Origin of the sequence: Streptomyces sp. DT2A-34 (assembly GCF_030499515.1) — a bacterium.
Taxonomy (GTDB): Bacteria; Actinomycetota; Actinomycetes; order Streptomycetales; family Streptomycetaceae; genus Streptomyces.
In genome coordinates this window covers 4019417-4037279 of the sequence record NZ_JASTWJ010000001.1, presented here as the reverse complement: position 1 = coordinate 4037279, position 17863 = coordinate 4019417, and the positions used below count along the sequence as shown (strand labels likewise).

The window sequence follows — 17863 nt, the reverse complement described above, 5'->3', positions numbered from 1 at the left end:
CCGTAGCGGGTGGGGTACGCCGGTTCCGCACTAACCTGCTGGGGAGTCCTACGGGGGAGGGGTGGACGCCATGCAGCCGCTCGGAGTCGACGAGCCGACCGTCGTCGGGCCGTACCGGCTGCTCGGCCGGCTCGGCTCCGGCGGGATGGGGCGGGTGTACCTGGGCCGCAGCGCAGGCGGTCGTACGGTCGCCGTGAAGATCGTTCACCCGCACTTCGCCCTCGACGAGGAGTTCCGGGCGCGCTTTCGCCGGGAGGTGGCGGCGGCGCGCCGGGTGGGCGGTGCCTGGACGGCGCCCGTGCTGGACGCGGATCCCGAGGCCCCGGTGCCGTGGGTGGCGACGGCGTACGCGGCGGGCCCGTCGCTGGCGACGGCGGTGGCGGAGTCGGGTGGTCCGATGCCGGCGCACACCGTACGCGCGCTGGGCGCCGGGCTGGCCGAGGCGCTGGCCGCGGTGCACGAGCTGGGGCTGGTGCACCGGGACGTGAAGCCGTCGAACGTGCTGCTGACGCTGGACGGCCCCCTGCTGATCGACTTCGGCATCGCGCGGGCCACGGACGGCACGGCGTCCCTGACATCGACCGGCGTCTCCGTCGGCTCGCCCGGCTACATGTCGCCCGAGCAGATCCTGGGCAAGGGGATCACGGGGGCCGCGGACGTCTTCTCGCTGGGCGCGGTACTGGCGTACGCGGCGACCGGGGAGCCGCCGTTTCGCGGGGACTCGTCGGCGGCGCTGCTGTACAAGGTCGTGCACGAGGAGCCCGAACTCGACTCGCTGGACGGTGAGTTGCGGGAACTGGTGGAGGCCTGCCTGGCCAAGGAGCCGGGTGCGCGGCCCACGCCGGGCGAGGTGGCCCGGCGACTGGCTCCGGACGGGGCGGCCCGGCTGGTGTCGGGCGGGTGGCTGCCGGGGGCGCTGGTCGAGCAGGTCAGTCGTAGTGCCGTGCGGCTGCTGAACCTGGAGACGGGACAGGACGTCCCGTCGGGGCCGGTCGGATTCGGCAGGCAGCCGGCAGGCGGGGAGTTCGGGCCGCCGCCGGTGATGCCGGGGGCGGCCGCGTCGGGGGCGGTGGCCGTGCCGGTGGCCGCGGCTCCGGCTGACGCACCCGTCAGCGTCCCCGAACCGCGCGACGCCCCGCCTTCCCACGACACCGCCCCGCCGTCCGACCACCGTCCCGGCAAGTACTCCCTCTCCGTCGCGGCGGACTCGACGCCGGGGGAGGGCGGCCGTGGGCGGCGAGTGAGCTGCACCGTGGCGCTCGCGGTGGCGGGGGCGCTGGCCGCGGTGACCGTGGGGTCGGTGTTCGTGTTCGAGCTGTTGCCGGGCGGGGACCAGGACACCAACGCGGGTTCCGACGCCGTCTCGTCCCAGTCGCCGGGTGCGGGCGCCGACACCTCGTTCGAGGGTTCCGTGCCCGCCCGCTACCTCGGCACCTGGGAGGGCCGGGCCACCGCCCTGGGCGGCGCGCTCCCGGCGGGTACGTACCGGCTCACCGTGCACAAGTCCGACGTGGGCGAGGAGTTGGGCACACTCCGGCAGACGGATGTGCTCGGCCTCGCCTGCGAGGACGTACTGACCCTGAAGAAGGCGACGGCGAAGGAGCTCGTCGTGACGGCCGTGGGCAGGAAGACCAACCACGGCGGCTGCAACCAGGCACCGCACACCGTCCGGATCGCGCCGGCCGACGACGACCTGGTGTACCGCTCGGAGAGCGACGCGGAGGGCAAGCCCGAGGCTCGGTTGTCGAAGGTCGAGTAGCGGTGCGGGGCACCGCCTCCGGCACGTGCCGGGCCTACGCCGAGATCGGCTCCGGATTCCGGCGCCGCAGCACCCTGCGGACGATCCCCAGCAGACCGGCCGCCAGCCCGAAGGCCAGACCGGCCGCCGGCACGCCCAGCAGCAGGCCCGGCCAGAAGTCGGTGCCGAAGAGCGGCGGCAGTTCGTCCTCGGTGACGGGATCCGTCATCGGGTACGGGTCGCCGGGGGAGTTGGGTTCGTCCGTGCGCGGGGTCTTGTCGAGGATCGTCATCAGGGCGTTGAGGCGTTCGCCCAGGAAGTGGTCCTCGGCCTCGTCCGCCTTGTCGTCGCCGTACGTGATGGATTCCGGCAGGTCGTAGAGGAGGCTGTAACCATCCAGCCGCAGGCCGCGGTTGAAGGCGTTGATGTACCCGCTCGCCGGGTCGGCCACGACGTACACCCCGTCCTCGCCCAGCTTGTCGTGGACCGCCGCGGCGAACGCCTCCTCGTCGCCGCCCGACTCGTCCTCCGTCAGCTGCGGGACGAGCGCGACGAAGACCGGGCCGCCGTCCTGTGACCGTGCGAACGCACGGATGCGCTCGTGGAGGCGGGCCGACTGGGCGGAGTCCAGCACCCGCGGGGTCTCCGGGTCCGCGTACACCGGGTCCTGTGCCAGGCCCTCCGCCACCCGGTCGAGGCGGGCGTTGAGGTCGATCGCCCTGGGCCTGGGAGACCAGCTCGACCTGGTCTCGTCGAAGACGAGGGGGGCGGTCACGGCGATCGCGACGGCGGAGCCGAGGGCCAGGACCGGGAGGGTCCAGCGCAGGACGCGGCTCGCCTTGACCTCCTTCCGCCAGGCGGCCCCCTTGGTCCCGGCGGCCTTCGAGAGGCGGTGCCACCAGCGTCGTACGTACGGAACGAGCAGCAGAATCAGCAGCGGTACGCCGGTGAGCAGGACCCCGGTGAGGGACGACTGGTCGCCGCGGTCGGACGGGCCGATGTACAGGGCCGCGGGCTCTTCGCCGGCGTCGTACTTCGCCCGCGCCGCCTCCGCCCGCGCCGCGGCGGCCTTCTCATCGCCCCGCGCGATGACCTCGGCGAAGCGCTCGAAGCGGCGCAACGGGCCCGCGTCGTAGGGGACTTCGTAGAGGGCGACCGTCCAGGCGTCGTCCGCCGGGACGTCGACGCCGTGCGCCACGGCATCCGCCACCTGCGACTCGTCGATGAGCACGTACAGCCCGTCCCGGCCGAGTCGCTCGTGGACCGCGTCGAGCAGGCCCGGGTCCGCGGCGCTCATTCCGGGGAGGACGATGACGTACGTCGGTACGCCGGTGCGCTCGGCCACCTCGGCGAAGGCGGGGGCCGTGGACCGGGGGACCTCGCGGGGGAGTTGGTCGGTGACGTAGACCGGGTTCGTGCGCAGGCGGTCTGCGAGATGGGCGGCCTGGGCGGTGCTGTCGGTCGCCGCCCGGGCCGGGGTGGTGGCGGTTGCGAAGAGGGCGGCCAGGGCGCAGAGGAGGAGAAGGACGCCTCGGGTTCCGCGTATGCCGTATGCCCTGCCTGTACGCACTGCTGCCGTCCCCCGTGTCGCGCCCAACTGCTGTACCCCGGCACTCTACTGAGCGTGGCTTCGCTGGTGCGAAACGGAACAAGGGAGGGGTCCGGTATGCCGTGAAGGCCTGTGAGGAGGCCTGTATGGGGCTGATACGGTGCCACGTTCATGAGCACAGCGAGTCGTGGTACGGCCGGATGAGCACCGCCCTGCTGGTCCTCATCGCCGCGCTCTGGGGTGCGGCGGCGGGGGCGTTGCTGCCGAAGGCCGCCTATCGGTTCTCCGTTCCGGAGGAGCAGGGGTGGCGGGAGGCGTGTCCGGGTGGGCACGCGATCGGCGGACGGTTCGGGGGGTGGCTCGGGCGGGCCCGGTGCGGGCAGTGCGCGCCTCGCAGCTCGTACGGCCCCGGCGCCCCGATGCTCGCCACCGTCACCGCCCTCGTCTGCGCCGCCCTCGCCGCCGCCACGGACACCCGGCCCGAGCTGGGCGTCTGGCTGCTGCTGGCGCCCGTCGGCGTACTGCTCACGGTCGTCGACTTCCGGGTACGGCGGCTGCCCAACCCGCTGACCCTCACGCTGGCGGGCGCCGCGCTCGCCCTGCTCGGCCTGGTCGCCCTCGTCCCCGAGCACGCCGGCGACTGGCCCACCGCCCTGTGGGCCACGCTCGCGCTCGGCGCCGGCTACTACGTGCTGTACCGGATCAACCCCGGCGGCATGGGCTTCGGCGATGTGAAGCTGGCGCTCGGGGCGGGAGCGGTGCTGGGCTGGTACGGCTGGTCGACGGTCATGCTCGGCACCTTCGCCGGGTTCCTGTCCGGGGCGCTGTACGGCTGGGCGCTCGTGCTCCTGCGCAGGGCCGGGCGCAGGACGGCGATCCCGTTCGGGCCGTTCCTGATCGGCGGGGCGTTCGTGGGGCTGCTGATCGGGGCGTACGCGGCGTGACCAAGGGCGTGGGCGTGCTTTGGCCGGTGGCGCGGGGCGCGGCCTGAGGTCGGCCGCCCAAAACGCCTGGCGTAGGCTGGTTCGGTCCGTCCAACCCCTTGACGAAAGGGACACCCCCGGTGACCGAGAAGGCCGACCTTCAGTCCGTCCTCGACCGTGCCGCGGCGGGCGGACGCATCACCCCCGAGGAAGCGCTCGACCTCTACCGCGACGCCCCGCTGCACGCGCTGGGCGCCGCCGCAGACGCCGTACGCCGCCGCAGGTACGCGGGCACCGAGCACATCGCGACGTACATCATCGAGCGCAACATCAACTACACGAACGTGTGCGTCACGGCGTGCAAGTTCTGCGCCTTCTACGCCGCCCCCAAGGACAAGGCCAAGGGCTGGACCCGCGACCTGGACGACATCCTGCGGCGCTGCGCCGAGACGGTGGAGCTGGGCGGCACCCAGATCATGTTCCAGGGCGGTCACCACCCGGACTACGGCGTCGAGTACTACGAGAAGCACTTCCGCGCCATCAAGGAGGCCTTCCCGCAGCTCGTCATCCACAGCCTGGGGGCGAGCGAGGTCGAGCACATGGCCCGGATCTCCGGGGTGTCGGTCGAGGAGGCCATCACCCGGATCCACGAGGCCGGCCTCGACTCCTTCGCGGGCGCCGGCGCCGAGCTGCTGCCCGCGCGGCCGCGCAAGGCCATCGCCCCGCTGAAGGAGAGCGGTGAGCGCTGGCTGGAGATCATGGAGATCGCGCACGGCCTCGGCGTCGAGTCGACGTCGACCATGCTGATGGGCACCGGCGAGACCAACGCCGAGCGCATCGAGCACCTGCGGATGATCCGTGACGTCCAGGACCGCACGGGCGGCTTCCGGGCCTTCATCCCGTACACCTACCAGCCCGAGAACAACCACCTGAAGGGCCGTACGCAGGCCACGCTCTTCGAGTACCTGCGGATGATCGCCATCGCGCGGCTGTTCATGGACAACATCCAGCACATCCAGGGCTCCTGGCTGACCACCGGCAAGGAGATCGGCCAGCTGTCGCTGCACTACGGCGCCGACGACCTCGGCTCGATCATGCTGGAGGAGAACGTCGTCTCCTCGGCCGGCGCCAAGCACCGCTCCAACCGGCTGGAGATCATCGACCTGATCCGCAAGGCGGGGCGGGTGCCGGCGCAGCGGACCACGACGTACGAGCACATCGTGGTGCACGACGACCCGGCGAACGACCCCGTCGACGAGCGGGTCGCGTCCCACATCTCGTCCACGGCGATCGAGGGTGGCACGGCCCACCCCGAGCTGAAGCTCCTGGCCTCCAACTGACGCACCCGTGCTGACGATTCACGCCGACTCCAGGGGCCACGCGCTCGTCGTCCAGGGCGATTGGATCGCCGACGCCGGGCCGCTGGAGGAGCTCGTCGCCGCCCATCCGCGGGCGCGGGTGCGGCAGTGGCCCGGCATTCTGACGCCCGGGCTGATCAACATCCACGGCAATGAGCTGCTGGAGGAGGCGTACCACCCCGATCCGCGCGAGGCCGACGAGCTGGGCACCGAGCCGCTGACCGGGGACGCGTTGGCGGCGCTCACCATGGACGACGCCCGCTGGGGCGCGAGCGCCCGGCGCGGGGTGCAGCGGATGCTGGCGTACGGCACGGTCCGCGCGGCCTGTGAGGAACTGCGCAACCGCGCGGTGCGGGACGCCGTGCGGCGCACCGGCCTGGCGGTCATGGGCCGCATCGGCCGCCCCGACGGCGTCCCCTCCCTCGACCCCTACGCCTCCGGCTGGCCGGTGCAGTTCCCGCCCCCACGCGAGCGCGGCTCGGCCGCCCGGTTCGCGGTGTTCGACGTGAGGGACGAGGCGGAACTCGCGGAGCGGGGGGCGGGGACGTGCGTGGCGACGGTGGTGGACGGCCGGTTGGTGTATCGCCGACGGTGAGGGCGCGCCCTTCAGGGGCGCGGGGAACTGCGCGATCAACCGCCGACGGCCCGCACTCCGGGTACAACAGAAGCCCCCGAGCTCACCCCGAAAACGCCTCCGCAAACGCCCCGTCCTCCTGATCCACCCCACTGCAATCGGTCAACGCGTCATCCGCAGACGAATCGTCCTCACACTGCTGATCCCGAAACGTCGCCCACATAGACACCCACCCGATCCCCTTCTCCTCGGCGAACTCCCGTACCTGCGCCGCGTCATCAAGCATGAACGTCTCGTTGTCCACATCGTTCACGCCGAGCATCGACGTCAACGCCATCCCGTTCCAAGCGGCAGCGTCCGACGTGCCGAAGATCTCCTTGAGCTGCGTGTGCGCGGCCTTGGCGGCGGTGAGGGCGTAGTCACCCATGTCGCCGGACTGCTCCTGCTCGCTCTGACCAGCGTCATGCTGCTCGACGGCTATCTGCGCGCCGAGGTCGGCGGCGACCAGCGGGTGCGCACCGGGGCCAGCTCCAGCCAGGTTCCCGACAAGATCCTCGACGGCGGGCCGATCCTCACCTTCCGGGGCGGCCAGGCCACCACCGTCTCCGTCCCGGACAAGACGATCGCCCTCACCTTCGACGACGGACCGAACCCGACCTGGACGCCACAAGTCCTCGAGATCCTGAAGAAGTACGACGTACCCGCCACGTTCTTCGTGGTCGGCTCGATGGTCTCGCGCTACCCGGAGATCGTCGACGACATGGTCGCGCAGGGCAACGAGGTGGGCATCCACACCTTCACCCACGTCGACCTCTCCTACCAGAGCGACGCCCGCGTCAACCGTGAGATGCAGCAGACTCAGCTCGCGCTGGCGGGCGCGGCCGGCCTCACGACCACGCTGTTCCGGGCGCCGTATTCCTCGGAGACGGACGCCATCGACAACTACAGCTGGCCCGTCTACAAGGAGCTCGGCGAGAGCGGCTACACCAGCGTCTTCGTCGACACCGACAGCGACGACCGGAAGCGGCCGGGCGTCGCGAAGGTCATCAACTGGGCCACGCCGGAGGACGGCGAGGGCGCGTCCGTGCTCTTCCACGACGCGGGTGGCGAGCGGTCGCAGACGATCAAGGCGCTGCCGACGTACATCGAGAAGATGAAGGCGAAGGGCTACACCTTCACCACGATCAGCGGCGCCATACAGAAGGACGAGTCGGCGAACGGTCAGCAGGCGGGGACCGGTCAGCAGGCGGCGGCCGGCGCGGCGGGCTCCAGCCAGCAGCCGGGCGGTGCGGCGACCGGCGGTACCCAGACTGGTGGCGCGCAGGCGGATGGCACCCAGGCGGAGGGGCAGCAGCCCGGCGGACAGACGCAGCAGGGCCCGAACGGGCAGGCGGGCGTGGGGACCTCGAACCTCCAGGCCGCCCACCGCGAGGCCACCGGCGCGACCCTCTACGAGGGCAAGGCCCTGATCGGGGCCGTGGCCGTCGCCGAGTGGACGGTGCCGGTGCTGTCGGTCGGCCTCATGGTCGTCGGCGTCGCCGTCATGGGCCGCTTCGGCATGATGCTGCTCCTCGCCCGCCGCCACTACCGGCAGCGCAACAAACGCCGGTTCAGCTGGGGACCGCCGGTCCACCAACCGGTGAGCGTGATCGTCCCGGCGTACAACGAGAAGGAGTGCATCGCCAACACCCTCGCGTCGCTGGCGAAGAGCACGCATCCGATCGAGATCATCGTCGTGGACGACGGTTCGTCGGACGGCACGTCCGAGATCGCGCGCAACGCCGCCCACGAACTCGGCATGACGAACGTCCGCGTCATCCGGCAGGAGAACGCGGGCAAGCCGGCGGCGCTGAACAACGGTGTGCGCGGCGCCAGTTACGACATCATCGTGATGATGGACGGCGACACGGTCTTCGAGCCGGACACCGTACGCCGGCTGGTGCAGCCCTTCGCCGACCCCGAGGTCGGCGCGGTGGCCGGCAACGCCAAGGTCGGCAACCGCACACCGTCATCGGCGCCTGGCAGCACATCGAGTACGTGATGGGCTTCAACCTCGACCGCCGCATGTACGACCTGCTGCGCCGCATGCCGACCATCCCGGGCGCGATCGGCGCCTTCCGCCGCGAGGCGGTGCTGGAGGTGGGCGGCATGAGCGAGGACACGCTCGCCGAGGACACCGACATCACCACCGCCATGCACCGCGCGGGCTGGCGGGTCGTCTACCAGGAGCACGCGCGCGTGGACGGAGGCGCCGGGTTCGCTGAAGCAGCTGTGGTCGCAGCGCTACCGCTGGTCGTACGGCACCATGCAGGCGCTGTGGAAGCACCGCAAGTCCCTGACGGGCAAGGGTCCTTCGGGCCGCTTCGGCCGGGTCGGCATGCCGCTGGTCGTCATCTTCCAGATCGTCACGCCGGTCTTCGCTCCGCTGATCGACGTCTTCACCGTCTACTCGATGATCTTCGTCGACTTCACGGCGGCGCTGCTGGCGTGGCTGGCGGTGCTCGGGGTGCAGCTGCTGCGTGCGGCGTACGCCTTCCGCCTGGACCGCGAGAAGTACCGCTACCTGCTCATGATGCCGCTCCAGCAACTGGCCTACCGCCAGATGATGTACCTCGTCCTCATCCACTCCTGCATCACCGCCCTGACCGGCGGCCGCCTGCGCTGGCAGAAGCTGAAGCGCACGGGCGAGGTCGGGACGCCGGCGGGGGCGAGCTGATGGGAGCGCACAGCAAGGGAGCCGTACGACCGCCTGCGGTGGGCCCTGCGAACCCTGGGGGCCCTGCGAACCCTGGGGGCCCTGCGAACCCTGGGGGCCCTGCGAACCCTGGGGGCCCTGCGAACCCTGGGGGCCCTGCGAACCCTGGGGATCCCGTGAACTCTGGGGGTCCCGCGGAGGCGGCCTACCCCGCGGACGCCGCCCACGCCACTGACACGGCACCGCTGCCGCGGGTGCAACGCCCGGGACGCGACCGGTACTTCGACACCCTCCGCGCGGTCGCCCTCATCCGCGTCGTCACCTACCACACCTTCGGCTGGGCCTGGGCGGGCATGGTCTTCCCCTCGATGGGGGTCATGTTCGCCCTGGCCGGCACCCTCATGGCGAAGTCCCTGGAACGCCCTGCGCTCAAGGTGGTCCGCGGCCGGATGCGCCGGCTCCTGCCACCCTTCTGGTTCTGGGGCTTCTTCGTCGTGGTGGCGATGCTGATCCACGACTGGATGCCGGGCTGGCAGATCGTCTACTGGATCGTGCCGCTGGGCGACCCGCCGGGCAACGCCTGGGGCCAGCAGGCCTGGGAGATCCTGTGGTACGTGCGGACGTACCTCTGGTTCGTCCTGCTCTCCCCCTCCTGCCGCGAGTGTTCCGCCTGGCCCCGCTGGCGGTGCTGCTGCTCTCGCTGGGCCCGATCCTCGTCCTCCACTTCACGTGGGAGCCCCCGGACAACCGCTTCGGCAGCGCGCTCACCGACCTGGCCACGTTCCTCTTCTGCTGGATCCTCGGCTTCGCGCACCGCGACGGCGTCCTGCGCAGGCTCAAGCCGTTCGCGGTCGCCGCCCTCTCCCTCGCGGCGATCGCGTACGGCGGCTGGTACGCCTTCACCCACCAGGCCGAAACCGGCTCCTACGACCTGGACGACATCCCCCTCGCCCAGGCCTTCTGGTCGGCGGGCTATGTGACGCTGCTGATGTACGCGAAGGAGTTCTTCCGCATCGACTTCGCCTGGCTGACCCGCTTCCGCCGCGCCGACCGCCTCGTCACGGTCTTCAACGCGCGCGCGGTCACGATCTACCTCTGGCACGAGATCGCCCTGATCCTCGCCGTGCCGCTGATCGACCAGTTCTGGAACGTGCCCGCGTTCGAGAAGTACCTGCCGCTGGAGAGCCAGTGGTTCATGTTCGGCATCGGCTGGATCCTGATCGCGGTGTTCGTCCTGTTGTGCGGCTGGGTGGAGGACGTGGCCGGGAAGAAGAAGCCCAAGCTCGTTCCGTGAGGGCCGCTTCCGTGAGGGCCTCGGCCGCTTCTGTGCGGGCGGCTGCAAGAATGGACACGTGACCCGCGCTTCCCTGAACAAGCAGCCGCACGAAGTCGCCTCGATGTTCGACGACGTGGCGGAACGGTACGACCTGACGAACGACGTGCTGTCGCTCGGCCAGGACCGTGTGTGGCGCAGGGAGGTGGCGAAGGCGGTCGACGCCCGCCCCGCGCAGAAGGTCCTCGACCTGGCGGCCGGTACGGCCACCTCGTCCCTGCCGTTCGCGCAGACGGGCGCGTACGTCGTCCCCTGCGACTTCTCCCTCGGCATGCTCCAGGTCGGCAAGAGGAAGCATCCGTGGCTGCCGCTCACGGCGGGCGACGCGACGCGGCTGCCGTTCAAGGACGACACCTTCGACGCGGTCACCATCTCCTTCGGGCTGCGCAACGTCCAGGACTTCGACGCCGCCCTGCGTGAGATGTACCGGGTGACGCGGCCCGGCGGCCGGGTCGTGATCTGCGAGTTCTCGCACCCGACCTGGGCGCCCTTCCGCACGGTCTACACCGAGTACCTGATGCGCGCCCTGCCCCCGGTCGCCCGCGCGGTGTCCTCGAACCCCGAGGCGTACGTCTACCTCGCCGAGTCCATCCGCGCCTGGCCCGACCAGCCGGCCCTCGCCGAACGCCTGCGCAAGGCCGGCTGGTCGAAGGTGGCCTGGCGGAACCTGACGGGCGGAGTGGTGGCCCTGCACCGGGGCTTCAAGCAGAGCTGAGCGGCAGACTTCAAGCGGAGCTGAGCGGCAGGCGTCACGCAGAGCTGACGACGGGGTACGGATCTCCGGGCTCGTCGAGTTCGCGCTCCAGCCCGCCCTGCGGCGGCCACGGGAGGCGTGGCTCGCGTACGCCTCCGCCGCCCTCACCCTCGCCGAAGTCGAACCAGACGTAGACCATCGAGTGCCGCGGCACCTCGGAGCCGGGTTGGGGATGCTGGCGTACGACGTAGTCGACGACGGTGAGGTGGAAGTCCGGCCGGTCCGGCGCGTTGAGGAGCAGGCCGTGCGACTTCGCTGCCTCGCGCGCGTCCATGGCCATCAGTCCGACGAACTTCGGTACGCGCACCTCGGGCTTTTTGGGTGTTATGCGCACAGATGTCACCCCCAGCGGTACTGGCAGGGTAACCGTGCGGGGATGCCGCCCGGAAGCGTCAAGTACCTTTCTGTAGCAGTTGAATTACTCAGAGTCACTAAGGGCTGTGGACCCGGCGTCAAGATCGAGCCGGTAGCAGTGCCCCTGATGCCGCGCATCCGGTGTCGTGAACACTTCGGCGAGGCGCATCTCCAGCCGCCGCGTCACCGCGATCGACCGCTCGTTGCGGGCGTCGACCATCGCCACCACGCTCGGCACCCCGGCCGCCCGCACCCGCGCCAGCGTCAACCGCGCGGCCGCCGTGACGTACCCCTTGCCCCAGTGCTCCCGCCCGAGCCGCCAGCCGATCTCGATCTCCCCCGTGGGGCCCCAGGGCCGTTCCCACGGCTGGGCTCCGGTGAAGCCGACGACCTGCTCGTTCTCGTCGAGCATGGTCCACAGGCAGAACCCGCGCTCGGCGTCGTGCCGGCGCTGACGGGCGGTGAGCTCTTCGTAGACGGACAGCTCCGCGGCCCGGCCGCCGTGGAACTCCATGACATCGGGGTGGGCGAAGACCCGGTGCCAGGCGACGGCGTCCTCGTCGATGGGGACACGGAGCCGTACGACAGGGAGAGCTCGGTTCACGGAGGCAGCCCTTCAGCCGAGTGATCAATGCTGCTGAATAGACTGCCCATGTCCAGTGCCGGTCGGCACACAGATTTCGAACTTGGGGAGATCCCGCCGTGACCGACGTGACCGAGCCACTCTCCTCACCTGTCTCCTCGCCCCTCTCCGAGAACACCGCCGATGTGATCGTCGTGGGCGCGGGGCCGGCCGGCTCCACGACGGCGTACCACCTGGCCAAGTCCGGCCTCGACGTCCTCCTGCTGGAGAAGACCGAGTTCCCGAGGGAGAAGGTCTGCGGTGACGGTCTGACCCCACGCGCCGTCAAACAGCTGGTGGCGATGGGCATCGACATCTCCGAGGAAGCCGGCTGGCTGCGCAACAAGGGCCTGAGGATCATCGGCGGCGGCGTACGCCTCCAGCTGGACTGGCCCGACCTCGCCTCCTTCCCCGACTACGGCCTCGTCCGCAAGCGCGACGACTTCGACGAGCAACTCGCCCGCCAGGCCCAGAAGGCAGGCGCCCGCCTCTACGAGCGCTGCAACGTCGGCGCCCCGATCATCGACGACCGCACCGGCCGCATCACCGGCGTCCACGCCAAGCTCGGCGAGGAGAAGCGCGAGGTCACCTTCCACGCGCCCCTGGTGGTCGCCGCCGACGGCAACTCCACGCGCCTGTCCCTCGCTATGGGCCTGCACCGCCGCGAGGACCGCCCGATGGGCGTGGCCGTACGGACGTACTTCGAAAGCCCCCGCCACGAGGACGACTACCTGGAGTCCTGGCTGGAACTGTGGGACCGCCGCGGCCCAGGCGAGGACCGCCTCCTCCCCGGCTACGGCTGGATCTTCGGCATGGGCGACGGCACGTCGAACGTCGGCCTCGGCGTCCTGAACACCTCCGACTCCTTCAAGGAGCTGGACTGGCGCGAGGTCCTGAAGGCCTGGTGCGCCTCCATGCCCGAGGACTGGGGCTACACCCCGGACAACATGACCGGCCCGATCCGCGGCGCCGCCCTCCCCATGGCCTTCAACCGCCAACCGCACTACACCAAGGGCCTGCTGCTGGTCGGCGACGCCGGCGGCCTGGTGAACCCCTTCAACGGCGAGGGCATCGCCTACGCCATGGAGTCCGGCCAGATCGCCGCCGACGTCATCGTCCAGGCCCACGCCCGCTCGACCCCGGCCGGGCGTGAACTCGCCCTTCAGCGCTACCCGCGCGTCCTGAAGGACACCTACGGCGGCTACTACACGCTGGGCCGCGCCTTCGTGAAGCTCATCGGCAACCCGAAGGTCATGAAGATCGCGGCCCAGCGCGGCCTGACCCACCCGGTCCTGATGAAGTTCACCCTGAAGCTCCTGGCCAACCTCACCGACCCGACGGGCGGCGACGCGATGGACCGGATCATCAACGGGCTGAGCAAGGTGGCACCGAAGGCCTGACCCGGCGGCGACTAGCCGTTGAGGGCCTCGATGTTGGCGGCCCGGCGTGCGAAGACCTCCTCCCGCCGGTCCGCCACCTGCCGCAGCGCGTCCTTGCGTTCGCGCTTGGAGATCCGGTCCAGGTAGACATGGCCGCTCACGTGGTCGGTCTCATGGGCGAGGCAGCGGGCGAAGTACCCCGTGCCCTCGATCACCAGCGGCTCGCCGTCCTTGTCGTACCCACGCACCACGGCCCGGTCCGGACGCGGTACCTCCATCACCGCGCCCGGCACGGAGAGGCAGCCCTCGCTGTCGTCGAGCAGCCTGCGCCCGGCCGGGTCGAGGGGCTCCAGCACCGGGTTCACGATGTGCCCGACATGCCGGACCCCGTCGTCGTCCGGGCAGTCGTACACGAACAGCCGCAGATCGACGCCGACCTGGTTCGCCGCCAGTCCCGCCCCGTCGGCGATGTACATCGTCAGGAACATGTCGTCGATGAGCGCGGCGAGATCGGGCCCGAACTCGGTGACATCCCGGCACGGCTTGTGCAGCACCTCTTCACCCACCTCGGTGATCCTGCGCACCGACCCGCGCCGGGCCTCGGGCGCGAGCGGCGGATACGACTCGACGGGCCTGCCTTGCACGAAAACGCTGGGCATCGCTGTCTCTCCTTGTTGTCCTTGTGCTGTTGCGCGTTGTGAGGATGCTGTGGCCGGCGAGGAAACGGGCTTCCGACCTCCGCGGACCCTCCCTACCCTCACGGACTCATGACAACAGAACACACGCAGGAGCCCCAGGAGAAGACAGGTCACGCGCGATCCGGCCACACCCGCAGACGCTTTCTGGCCGGTGCCGGGGGAGTGGCCGGCGCCCTCGCCTTATGGCCGGCGGGAAGCGCGAAGGCAGCTTCGGGTAAAAGCGTCGCCGTCCTCGGCGGTGGAGTCTCCGGCCTGAGCGCCGCCCACGAACTCGCCGAACGCGGCTACGCCGTCACCGTCTACGAGTACTACGACACCCTCGGCGGCAAGGCCCGCTCGATGCCGGTCCCGGGGACGGCGACCGGTGGCCGCGCGGACCTCCCCGCCGAACACGGCTTCCGCTTCTTCCCCGGCTTCTACCGGAACCTGCCGGACACCATGCGCCGCATCCCCGTCCCCGGCAACGCGAACGGCGTCCACGACAACCTCCGCAGCGGCACCGAGGCCCTGTTCGCCCGCGCCGACGGCCGCCCCGACCTGCACTTCCCGCTCCGCCGTGCCACCACCCCGCCCCGCCCCGGCGACCTCACCCTCAGCTGGATCCGCGACCAGCTCCTCTCGGTGCTGGACCTCGGCCTTCGCCTCCCCGCCCACGAGGCCGCCTACTTCGCCGACCGCCTCCTCGTCCACCTCACCAGCTGCGACGCCCGCCGCGAGGAGGAGTGGGAGAAGGTCGCGTGGTGGGACTTCATACGCGCCGAGGAGATGAGCGAGGAGTACCGGACCGTCCTCGGTATCGGCCAGACCCGCAACCTCGTCGCCACCCGCGCGGAGGTGGCGTCCACCCGAACCGTCGGACGCGTCATCATCGAGGCCCTGCTCCTGTGGGGCCTGCTCGGCCGCGGCATGGACGGCGACGCCGACATCGACCGCATCCTGAACGCCCCTACCAGCGAGGCCTGGATCGACCCCTGGGAGGCCCACCTGCGCTCCCTCGGCGTCCGGTTCGCCCTCGGCACCCAGGCCCACGAGGTCCTCTACGACGGCGGCCGGGTGACCGGCGTCCGCGTCTCGGCCCGCGACGGCGCCGACGAACGGACGGTCACCGCCGACCACTACATCTCCGCACTGCCCGTCGAGCACGCACGCGTGACGTGGGGCCCGGCCCTGCGTGCGGCCGATCCGCAGCTCGCGAAGTGCGACGCGCTGCAGACGGACTGGATGACCGGCGTGATGTTCTACCTGCGCACCCCGACACCGGTCGTGCACGGCCACATCAACTGCCTCGACTCACCCTGGTCGGTGACCGCCATCGGCCAGGCCCAGTTCTGGGACGGACGGGACTTCGCGCGCGACTACGGCGACGGCCGGGCCCATGAGTGCCTCTCCGCGATCATCTCGGAATGGGACAAGCCCGGCATCCTGTACGGCAAGACAGCCAAGGAGTGCACCAAGGAGGAGGTCGTCGCCGAACTCTGGGCCCAGCTGAAGGACGGCCTGAACGACGCCGGCAAGACCACGCTCCGGGACGAGGACCGCCTCGGCTGGTTCATGGACCCGGCGGTGACGGGCCTGGGCGGCCCCGACCCGCAGAACCGCGAGCAGCTCCTCATCCACCCCACGGGCACCCTCTACAACCGCCCCACGGCCCACACGAAGGTCCCGAACTTCTTCCTCGCGGGCGACTACGTCCGCACGGACGTCGACCTGGCGACGATGGAGGGCGCCAACGAATCCGCCCGCCTGGCCGTCAACGCCCTCCTGGAAGCGGACGATTCGGACGCCGAACGCTGCCGGATCTGGGAGCTGTACCGGCCCCCGGAGCTGGAGCCGCTGAAGCGCGTCGACGAGGTGCGCTACAAGCTGGGCCTGCCCAACACCTTCGACCTGGGCTGAGCCGAAAGGGTTCCCGGCCGAGACATAAGGGCCGCTGCCCCCGAGCGGCTGCGGCCCTCACGGTGATCCCTGCGACTCAGAGGACGCGCACCGCGCCCGACGCCGGGTACCCGGACAGGTCCTGGATGACGACGCCCTTGGAGGGGTTGGCCGCGTCCAGGTACTGGCCGTTACCGATGTAGACGCCCACGTGGTACGCCGAGCCCTTGCCGCCCCAGTGCAGGATGTCGCCGACCTGGATCTGCGAAAGCGGGATGTCGGTGCCGGCCATCGACTGGTCCTGCGAGACCCGCGGCAGGTCGACGCCGACCTGCTTGAACGCGGCCTGGACCAGGCTGGAGCAGTCCCACGCGTTGGGGCCGGTGGCACCCAGGACGTACGCGTCGCCGACCTGTGCCTGGAGGAAGGAGATGACGGTCGCGACGCTGCCGCTGGCGGGAGCGGCCACGTCCGTGCTCGTGCTCGCGGAGGCGGACAGGGTGGCCCGCTCGGCGCTGCGCGAGGCGGCGGCCTCTGCGGCGGCCCGGCGGGCCTCCTCGGCCTTCTTCTTCGCCTCGGCCTTCTTCTTGGCCTCGGCGAGGTCCTTCTTGGCTTCCTTGGCCGCCGCGGCGGCGGCCGCGTCACGCTCGGCGTCGAGCTCGTAGTTCGCCGCCGCCAGCTGAGTGGCGTCCGCGGACTGGGCGAGCTGGTCCGCCAGGTCACCCGTGAGGGTGGGCAGTTCGATGGTCTGCGTAACCGGCTCGGCGGCGTTCGCCGTGGCCGCAGCACCAGCCGCTGCCATGCTGAGGACGCCACCGGCAACTCCGGCACGCATCGCGATGGTCGTCGATGCGCCGCGGCGGGGCTTCCGGTGGCTACGTATGTGAGCGGTGTGGGACATGAGAACAACCGGTATCAGGGGCTCCTCCATACCTTCAAGAAACGTGGGCTGCGCCACAATTACTCAACCGCCGCCCCAATTTCCCAAGGCTGCGCCCTTTATTGACGCCGTAACGGACATTGCGGACCCTCTCGATCCCGCCCGTGATCACGGGCTTTCATCATTAAGTCCGAATTGCCCATCGCTTAGCACTTGTTGGGACCGGTGGCCAAGCCCGGTTCTCGGGATCTTGTATCGGTGTGGCAGAGGTCACGCAACGGTTACGGCGATGTGCGCGTCCCGTGCCCGGATCCCGCCTCCCACCGCTCGTGAACGCGTGCACGCGTCCACATCCCGCTCCGAGGCTCCCTCTCATGTGTGAATGCGCCACTATCAAGGCCTCCTGTCCAGCGCCAATTTGCATGCAAGGGAACTCTCTTGATATTGAGACGACCCTTCCGAGCTGCATCAACGAGCGGAAATGTCACCTCTGGTGATCACCTGGACGCTTCTCGTGTGAAGATCACTGCTCATCCGGCTTCATGATCCTTCGTCAGGTGGTGGAGATCACAAAGCTTGTGCAATACCCCGTGTCGCAGATCACAGAGCGGCGGGCATAAGATGCGAGGCAGTTGGGCTTGTGACCTGCTTCACATGTTCTCGATCTTCGCCGGAACCAGCGGGGCTCGTGGGACTGGTGAGGCAGCTGTGAGCCCAGTGCAACCGCCAGCAGTCAGTGCCGACTGAGAGGAGCGAGGAGCGGTGAACGCGTATGCGCCCATCCTCGTACTGGGAGCCCTCGGGCAGGCTTTGCGATCTTCTCCGTGGTCATGGCCACGCTGATCGGTCCGAAGCGATACAACCGGGCCAAGCTCGAGGCCTACGAGTGCGGTATCGAGCCGACCCCCACGCCGGCCGGCGGCGGGCGCTTCCCCATCAAGTACTACCTGACGGCGATGCTCTTCATCATTTTCGATATCGAGATCGTCTTCCTCTACCCCTGGGCCGTCACCTTCGACGCCCTGGGTGTTTTCGGGCTCGTGGAGATGCTGCTCTTCGTGCTCACCGTCTTCGTCGCGTACGCGTACGTATGGCGGCGCGGCGGCCTGGAATGGGACTGAGGGGCCTTAA

Annotated in this window: 14 protein-coding genes and 4 pseudogenes; 12 read left to right on the top strand and 6 right to left on the bottom strand. The window is 70.3% G+C overall.

The genetic code is table 11. The features are described from left to right. Nucleotides 1-70 precede the first annotated feature (70 nt). The gene (locus tag QQM39_RS17710) at nt 71-1759 is read left to right on the top strand and encodes a serine/threonine-protein kinase (RefSeq protein WP_301997814.1); all 1689 of its coding nucleotides are present in this window, start codon (nt 71-73) and stop codon (nt 1757-1759) included. Between the two features lie 34 nt (nt 1760-1793). Here QQM39_RS17710 and QQM39_RS17705 read toward each other — a convergent pair whose 3' ends face one another. Further along, on the bottom strand, nt 1794-3308 hold the full coding sequence (locus tag QQM39_RS17705; RefSeq protein WP_301997813.1) for a hypothetical protein: 1515 nt from the start codon (nt 3306-3308) through the stop codon (nt 1794-1796). Between the two features lie 179 nt (nt 3309-3487). Between QQM39_RS17705 and QQM39_RS17700 the strand changes: the two genes are divergently transcribed. The 3 genes from QQM39_RS17700 to QQM39_RS17690 all read left to right on the top strand — a co-directional run bounded on the left by QQM39_RS17700 (nt 3488) and on the right by QQM39_RS17690 (nt 6163). Continuing rightward, nucleotides 3488-4231: an A24 family peptidase gene (locus QQM39_RS17700; RefSeq protein ID WP_302003618.1), complete on the top strand. Its 744-nt coding sequence runs from the start codon at nt 3488-3490 to the stop codon at nt 4229-4231. A 119-nt stretch (nt 4232-4350) separates the two neighbouring features. Beyond that, on the top strand, nt 4351-5550 hold the full coding sequence (mqnC, locus tag QQM39_RS17695; protein ID WP_301997812.1) for a cyclic dehypoxanthinyl futalosine synthase: 1200 nt from the start codon (nt 4351-4353) through the stop codon (nt 5548-5550). Between the two features lie 7 nt (nt 5551-5557). Next, on the top strand, nt 5558-6163 hold the full coding sequence (locus tag QQM39_RS17690) for a hypothetical protein (RefSeq protein WP_301997811.1): 606 nt from the start codon (nt 5558-5560) through the stop codon (nt 6161-6163). Nucleotides 6164-6245: 82 nt separating this feature from the next. On the opposite strand, the pseudogene QQM39_RS17685 reads toward QQM39_RS17690, so the two are convergent. Beyond that, a pseudogene (locus QQM39_RS17685) lies at nt 6246-6578 on the bottom strand (hydrolase); the annotation flags it as partial. Nucleotides 6579-6605: 27 nt separating this feature from the next. On the opposite strand from QQM39_RS17685, the gene QQM39_RS17680 reads away from it, so the two are divergent. The 5 genes and pseudogenes from QQM39_RS17680 (at nt 6606) to QQM39_RS17670 (ending at nt 10885) form a co-directional block, all read left to right on the top strand. After that, a complete protein-coding gene (locus QQM39_RS17680; protein ID WP_367668925.1) occupies nt 6606-8183 on the top strand; it encodes a polysaccharide deacetylase family protein in 1578 nt (525 codons plus the stop codon). Further along, nucleotides 8183-8320: pseudogene (locus tag QQM39_RS46210) on the top strand (hypothetical protein); the annotation flags it as partial. The gene QQM39_RS17680 and the pseudogene QQM39_RS46210, both read left to right, overlap by 1 nt. Nucleotides 8321-8447: 127 nt before the next feature. Next, complete coding sequence (locus QQM39_RS46205) at nt 8448-8858, top strand: hypothetical protein (protein ID WP_367669715.1); 411 nt, start codon at nt 8448-8450, stop codon at nt 8856-8858. Between the two features lie 224 nt (nt 8859-9082). Next, nucleotides 9083-10131 (top strand): annotated as a pseudogene (locus tag QQM39_RS17675) (acyltransferase). 58 nt (nt 10132-10189) lie between these two features. Beyond that, entirely contained in the window at nt 10190-10885 is a 696-nt protein-coding gene (locus QQM39_RS17670; protein WP_301997810.1) for a demethylmenaquinone methyltransferase, read from the top strand. 34 nt (nt 10886-10919) lie between these two features. Here QQM39_RS17670 and QQM39_RS17665 read toward each other — a convergent pair whose 3' ends face one another. Together QQM39_RS17665 and QQM39_RS17660 are read right to left on the bottom strand one after the other, a co-directional pair. Beyond that, on the bottom strand, nt 10920-11258 hold the full coding sequence (locus QQM39_RS17665) for a PASTA domain-containing protein (protein ID WP_301997808.1): 339 nt from the start codon (nt 11256-11258) through the stop codon (nt 10920-10922). Between the two features lie 84 nt (nt 11259-11342). Further along, a complete protein-coding gene (locus tag QQM39_RS17660; protein ID WP_301997806.1) occupies nt 11343-11882 on the bottom strand; it encodes a GNAT family N-acetyltransferase in 540 nt (179 codons plus the stop codon). A gap of 98 nt (nt 11883-11980) precedes the next feature. Here QQM39_RS17660 and QQM39_RS17655 point away from each other — a divergent pair, with 98 nt between their 5' ends. Then, nucleotides 11981-13300, top strand: coding sequence for a geranylgeranyl reductase family protein (locus QQM39_RS17655; RefSeq protein ID WP_301997805.1), 1320 nt, complete (start codon nt 11981-11983; stop codon nt 13298-13300). Between the two features lie 11 nt (nt 13301-13311). Here QQM39_RS17655 and def read toward each other — a convergent pair whose 3' ends face one another. After that, a complete protein-coding gene (gene def, locus QQM39_RS17650) occupies nt 13312-13938 on the bottom strand; it encodes a peptide deformylase (protein ID WP_301997804.1) in 627 nt (208 codons plus the stop codon). 108 nt (nt 13939-14046) lie between these two features. Between def and QQM39_RS17645 the strand changes: the two genes are divergently transcribed. Continuing rightward, nucleotides 14047-15873 carry an FAD-dependent oxidoreductase gene (locus QQM39_RS17645; protein WP_301997803.1) on the top strand — a complete coding sequence of 609 codons (1827 nt, stop codon included), beginning with the start codon at nt 14047-14049 and terminating at the stop codon, nt 15871-15873. 76 nt (nt 15874-15949) lie between these two features. Here the strand turns inward: QQM39_RS17645 and QQM39_RS17640 are convergent, their stop codons facing one another. Next, on the bottom strand, nt 15950-16783 hold the full coding sequence (locus QQM39_RS17640; RefSeq protein WP_301997800.1) for a C40 family peptidase: 834 nt from the start codon (nt 16781-16783) through the stop codon (nt 15950-15952). Nucleotides 16784-17494: 711 nt separating this feature from the next. Here QQM39_RS17640 and QQM39_RS17635 point away from each other — a divergent pair. Then, nucleotides 17495-17853 (top strand): annotated as a pseudogene (locus QQM39_RS17635) (NADH-quinone oxidoreductase subunit A). Nucleotides 17854-17863: the final 10 nt, after the last annotated feature.